Genomic DNA, 5,715 nt, shown 5'->3' on the forward strand with positions numbered 1-5,715 from the left:
ACCAAATATTTTCTTCCTCCATTCAAAAAGCGGGTGCCCCAATATCGTTGCTGATGCGGAATCCCGTATATCAACTAATTGAGTTTTTATCACACGCCACTCGAAACAGGGTTTCGAATGCGGGGTTGCCCGCCGGAAAGCGAAGGCTTGTGTGGTGTGAATTTCTAATGGTTTAATAATTCAAAGAAGGGGCTTGCCTCTGTATTTGCAAAACACCTTACTTCTTTAGAAGTATTTGGCATTAGAAAGAGCGGGAGGTGTTCTTTCCGGCTAGACTTTTGGTTCCTTTGGGGCAATGCCAAAGGAATAGATTGTTTTGTTCGAGCCGGACTGGCTCTTACATTTTTCCTTGATGAAAAAGTAAGCAAAAAATCATTGACTTCAGCACTCGATGACCCACTAACACCTCACTGCGCATGAGATTTAAAGAAGTACAGCTTCGTTAACAAATCTCATTATGCTTCGTTTCGATGAGCGGGTACCCCATCTGCGTTGCTGAGGTCGGGGGCCTGAAAACCATTGTATGCACACATCTTCCCCTTGGGGAAAACAAAGTTTCGCTAATTCCTTTGAAGTTTAACACAAATTGGCAAGTGCCGCAGGCGATGGGGGATTTTCCTAACAAGACTTTTGGTTCCTTTGGGGCAATGCCAAAGGAATAGATTGTTTTGTCCTCCAGCCGGATGGGCTTTTACTTCTTCTCTGCAGCCAGAAGAAGTAAGTAAGAAGGGCCTTGCTTTAGGTAAGTGAAGATTTGTAATAGCTATTAATCGCTCCTTGCCTGAAGGGCATATGTCTAACTGAACAGGTCGCAAGGCCTGTTATCATTAAGAATGCATGTCGAGTGCTGAAGGCACGACAGGTCAAAGAGAAGGGAGCAAAGGCTCTCTTTCTAAAACCCCATTAACTGTCGCACTTTCGCTGCATTTTCTTTGGTGGTGAGGTTTTCCAGCAGCAACAGTGCCACATTAATGGCCGTTGAGGGATTCCACGATGTGATGAGCTTATCATCCTCTACAATGGGTTGGTTTTTCACATGCACACCAAAACCAGCCAATGCTTCCCGGCGAATGGGACTATCATAGGTGGTGCCATTCTTCCCGTTTAGCACACCACTTTTGCCTAGGGGCAGAGCTCCTACACAAATGGATGCAATCATTTTATCATCAGCTCGGAAGCGGCGTATCAGGTCAAGAAACTGCTCGTTATAGGCATCCTTATAAAAGCCATATGCTTCAAAACCACCAGGTATAGCCAGTGCGTCAAAATCGTTGATATCAATCTCATCAGCTGTGTAATCCACCACAAAGCGCTGATTGAACGAGCTTTTGATTTCTTTTCGCAGGGCACAGGTAAACAGCTTTGTTGATCCGTCGCCTTCCTCCAGGTTCCAGCCCATTACATCAATAAAGACGCTGGCTTCAAATACTTCAAATCCATCGGCTAATAAAAGGAGTATTTTTTTCATGTGATATCGTTTATGGTTGGTAATTAAATGTTTGGATATTAAAGATTGTACGAGCAGCTATTACAATTACTAATTGCATCGCTTCCCTCGGCATACTGCTTCAATGAGACTGTTACAGATATCACGCCTCCTTATTATACACAAGCGGCATCTGTCCTTTCCAGGTGTCCCACAGTTCCGGCTCAGCTATCAGGCGTGCCATGCAATTGGCCACGTTGATACGGCTTGTTTTGCCGGGGTTAAAGATGGGATTCCTCACCGGTGAAGGAAATAGTTCATAGTCCGTCACTTCATCTTCATTGATCAGGCCATCGGGGCGAACGGCCACCCATTGGATATATGGGTTATCCTGGCCAATGGTGACACGCAAATAATCGGCGGCCTGCTCATTGTCGGGGTGGGGCGGTATCAGCACGCGCAGCAGCCCTATCACTATGCGGTTCTTAAGGGGGTTGGGCTCATTTAAATCGCGGTTAGCATTGCCGCTGGTATTCATCAGCACAAATTTGACAGGTGATGCCGGGGCATTGGACTGGATGCATTCACAAATGAGTTGAACGGCATCGCGCACCAGGCGCCGTGGCTTACCATAAATGCCTTTAAAGGAGGGGCGGTGACCCAGGCAGGAGGCGACTGACTGGCAGTCTTTCAGCAGTTCCACCATTTGTTCAGGGTGCATCTCTGCAATGGAGGCGGTGATAATTTCGATGTGCTCATGGGTTTGCCATGCCGCAGGAATTCCAGCTGTGGAGCGGACAATTATTTTCACTGCCTGCCCGGCCTCTAGCAGCTGTTGGACCAGGTGCAGGCCGGTGGCGCCACTTGCACCTATTACTAAAGTTTTCATATCTATCTGTTTAGGGCAGGCTAAGTTAGCTATTCTGAGCCATTTAACTGCATTCTGCCTGTAGAATAGATGACACAGCTGTGGTGCTTACCTGATTACAGGGCATAAATGTTGGTGATTTTGTTCTAATACAGGTATTTACACTTGAGGGTCTGAGGGAATCACCGTAACTTACTGTGTCAATTTTATCTAACTTTTAAAGGAAAGAGGTATGAGAAACATTTACACGATTCAACAAGGGCTAAGTGCTTTGGCATGGCTTGGTTTGTTATTTTGCCTTCCCCTGTTGGCTTTGGGGCAGATGCCTCATGGCCACGAAGCCTGGAAACTGGTAAGTGATAACGCGGAGTGGGCTCCAAGGGCCGGTTTGCAGGTTGTACGCTTACAGAATAACCTGTATGTATTAGGCGGGCGCACCCCTTTACAATCCAATATTCCGGGTGATAGTAAGATATGGGGCGATGTATGGAAAAGTAACCTAAGCGGCAAGCACTGGACACGGATACTGGCCACCGATGATAGCCAGCACTGGCCCGCACGGGCTTATTTCTGTGCTATTACCAAAGGCAATTACATGTACGTAATAGGCGGGCAGAATTTTAATCCATTTGGTCCATCGGCTTTCTTTAATGATGTATGGCGCAGCAAAGATGGTATCAATTGGGAGGAAATGACCAGCGATGCGCCCTGGACAGGACGAGCCGGTATTAGTGCCTTTGTATTTCGCGATGAGATATATGTACTGGGAGGCTCCAGAAATGATGACGATGCGGTAATTGGAGGGCCACCTGTTCGTATTTACTATAATGATGTCTGGAAATCGAAGAATGGCAGCAACTGGCAGCTGGTGACTGCTAATGCGCCCTGGACCGCCCGGGCAGGTATGCGCGTAGTGGTGAAGAATGGCTATATGTACCTGATGGGAGGCGAGAGCGGTTTCACCCCCAGTATGCCCGGCACACCGCCGCCCTACTATAATGATGTGTGGCGCAGCAGAGATGGTGCTAACTGGGAGCAGCTGGTTGAGCATGCTCCATGGTCGGCGCGCCCGGGTCATGAAGTGCTGCTGTACCGCGACCACCTGGTGTTATTTGGTGGCTTTAACCTCGATCCTGCGTTTAACCCCATACCAGGGCCCTTCTTCTCGGCCGAACCCAATAACCCGATGGATATTTGGGCAAGTCGCGATGGGGTGAAATGGTTTCAGTTACCAGGCACACCCTGGAATGCTGCAGAGCCAATGGATGTGAAATATGATTTTCATGCCATTGTGGTGCCTGCCTCAAAAAACAATAAAGCACCAGCCATAATGACCGTTGGGGGCGACCGCGAAACATTTGATTTTACCGATCCGCTCAACTACCTGAATGTGGATAATGATGTTTGGCGTTTTTATCCCGACCTCAGCGTACGTCAGCATATGCACCAGGAGCTGGCTAAGATGTTGAAGCTCTTTATACGAGCGTATCCCAACCCCTTTGTGCACAATTGCACCTTGCAATATAACCTGCCCGAAGAGGGACACGTGGGCATTCAGGTTTATGATGTTGCCGGTAACATGATACTGCAGCTGGTAGATAAGCACCATGCCAGGGGCTTGCATGAGTATGTGTGGAATGGCGTGGACAACACTGGCAAGACGGTCAGGAAAGGCATGTACTTTGTGAAACTGACTTACCAGAATAAAACAGAGGCAAGTATTATTATGAAAAAATAGAGGTTGTAGAACCTCGTAATCAAACACAGTAACAGGCCCGATGAAGCAGCTAATTGCAGGGCAGGCTTTTTTTATAGAATAGTAGTGTTGGGTATCAAACTAGGTGAAAGCACAAGGTTTGGTACCCTTTTTCAGGCCATGGCTGCTGCAGTTAGTGGTCTGTTTGAGGGCATGCCCATGCGAGTATTACTCTATGGCAGCACCAGCAGATGTGTGGCTGTCCTTGCCTACGTTCGTCAGCTTTTCTTTCACCACCTTTCGATAGCTTCGGCCGATATTTAGCCGCACATCATCCACCAATACTTCATCCAGGGAGTGCTCCTTCAAGCGGTCGGTGTTGATGATAAATGAGCGGTGGATGCGTAAAAACGTATCGGGCAGTCGTTCGGCCAGCCGGCTTATCTTCTCCTTACTTACCACTTCGTTGCTGGTGGTTATCACCCTGATGTAGTCCGACAGACTTTCGATGTACACAATTTCGTCGTAGGGTATCTTGGCCAGTTTACGGTTCGACATGATTTCGAGAAACGACTTCTTCATCTTCTCCTGTTCAGCTAACAGCCCCTCAATCAGTTGACGGTTCTCGCTGATTTGGTTCATCATCAGGAAAAACGTGCCAATAAACACCAGCAGGTAGAGGACCACCACCAATAGCTTAAGCTGGGTGGCATCGGGGTTAATGGCTGCATAGTTAAGGTTAACCAGATAAACATAGGAAAACAGCAGCACCATCATTTCGAGGTACACCGACACCACTGCCATGCAGAAGGTATAAAAGGCAAAGCGGCCATACCTTTTGGTGAGGTAAAATTTGGGCACCAGCACATAGTTGAAAAAATAGGAGGTGCCGATGACGATGGGCAGCAGCATGCATACAAAGAAAAAAGCGGCGGTGGTATTGCCCCAACTGAAGCCAAAGGTTTTGCTTAATACCAGAAGTACAAAAATCCAGTAGGCGATATGGAAGTAAGGGTTTTTCGATTTTTTATACATAAGGTCTCATTTTTTCGGGCTAATTTGGACAAATATATCATAATTACAACAGAGCGTCGGTAAACAACCGGTTTAGAGCCGGATTCGACCTTGATGGATTTCGTGATCTCTTATACTTTGGCAGAAGTATTAATCACTAAATTTTAATGACTTATGAGAGATTTATTTATGACGGGAGGACCACTTTTTATGGGTATACTAACCATCCTTTTGGTAATGGCCACTGCCTGGATTATTTACCATTTTATAGTGGGCTATACCTCCAAACAAATAAATAAAACAGAGATTTTGCGAAAGCTGAGCTATGCTAAATCCATCGGCCTGTTTGCCCTTATAACCGGTTTGCTGGGGCAGTTGGTTGGACTCAGCTCCATGTTTTCGGCCATTGCTGAAATAACATCCGGCGGCGGAGCTGTTTCTCCGGCCATGGCATTCGGTGGCATTCGGGTTACCATGATTGTTACCATGTATGGCATCCTTATTTACCTGTTCACGCTGCTGCTGTGGCTGGCGGCCTCGGTGCTGATTGAACGAAAAGAGCAGACAGGGGGGCAAATGGGGTAAAACGTTTCATTTGTTGGCTTATACGGCAAGGCAATGTCATTAAGTTAGGAGTCTCCCTCATACTCACCCTTTGCTTCCCTAAAGGGAACAGCGCGCAGGGTAAGCCCCTTTAGGGGTTTGGGGTAG

Annotated in this window: 5 protein-coding genes; 2 read left to right on the forward strand and 3 right to left on the reverse strand. The window is 47.2% G+C overall.

Annotation, left to right across the window (positions count from 1 at the left end; genetic code table 11):
• Positions 1–892: 892 nt before the first annotated feature.
• Entirely contained in the window at positions 893–1,468 is a 576-nt protein-coding gene (locus tag KDU71_RS22440) for a DJ-1/PfpI family protein (protein ID WP_212193371.1), read from the reverse strand.
• Between the two features lie 121 nt (positions 1,469–1,589).
• On the reverse strand, positions 1,590–2,315 hold the full coding sequence (locus KDU71_RS22445; RefSeq protein WP_212193372.1) for an NAD(P)-dependent oxidoreductase: 726 nt from the start codon (positions 2,313–2,315) through the stop codon (positions 1,590–1,592).
• A gap of 211 nt (positions 2,316–2,526) precedes the next feature.
• On the opposite strand from KDU71_RS22445, the gene KDU71_RS22450 reads away from it, so the two are divergent.
• Positions 2,527–4,032 carry a T9SS type A sorting domain-containing protein gene (locus KDU71_RS22450; RefSeq protein ID WP_212193373.1) on the forward strand — a complete coding sequence of 502 codons (1,506 nt, stop codon included), beginning with the start codon at positions 2,527–2,529 and terminating at the stop codon, positions 4,030–4,032.
• Between the two features lie 186 nt (positions 4,033–4,218).
• On the opposite strand, the gene KDU71_RS22455 is transcribed toward KDU71_RS22450, so the two are convergent.
• Entirely contained in the window at positions 4,219–5,025 is an 807-nt protein-coding gene (locus tag KDU71_RS22455) for a LytR/AlgR family response regulator transcription factor (protein ID WP_212193374.1), read from the reverse strand.
• Between the two features lie 153 nt (positions 5,026–5,178).
• Here KDU71_RS22455 and KDU71_RS22460 point away from each other — a divergent pair, with 153 nt between their 5' ends.
• Positions 5,179–5,589 carry a MotA/TolQ/ExbB proton channel family protein gene (locus KDU71_RS22460; RefSeq protein ID WP_212193375.1) on the forward strand — a complete coding sequence of 137 codons (411 nt, stop codon included), beginning with the start codon at positions 5,179–5,181 and terminating at the stop codon, positions 5,587–5,589.
• Positions 5,590–5,715: the final 126 nt, after the last annotated feature.

This window comes from Carboxylicivirga sediminis (genome assembly GCF_018156225.1).
GTDB lineage: Bacteria > Bacteroidota > Bacteroidia > Bacteroidales > Marinilabiliaceae > Carboxylicivirga > Carboxylicivirga sediminis.

What these genes read in the sequence shown, in the direction of transcription:
- KDU71_RS22440 (WP_212193371.1), bottom strand. Translation starts at nt 1,468, where the DNA reads ATGAAAAAAATACTCCTTTTATTAGCCGATGGATTTGAAGTATTTGAA.
- KDU71_RS22445 (WP_212193372.1), bottom strand. Translation starts at nt 2,315, where the DNA reads ATGAAAACTTTAGTAATAGGTGCAAGTGGCGCCACCGGCCTGCACCTG.
- KDU71_RS22450 (WP_212193373.1), top strand. Translation starts at nt 2,527, where the DNA reads ATGAGAAACATTTACACGATTCAACAAGGGCTAAGTGCTTTGGCATGG.
- KDU71_RS22455 (WP_212193374.1), bottom strand. Translation starts at nt 5,025, where the DNA reads ATGTATAAAAAATCGAAAAACCCTTACTTCCATATCGCCTACTGGATT.
- KDU71_RS22460 (WP_212193375.1), top strand. Translation starts at nt 5,179, where the DNA reads ATGAGAGATTTATTTATGACGGGAGGACCACTTTTTATGGGTATACTA.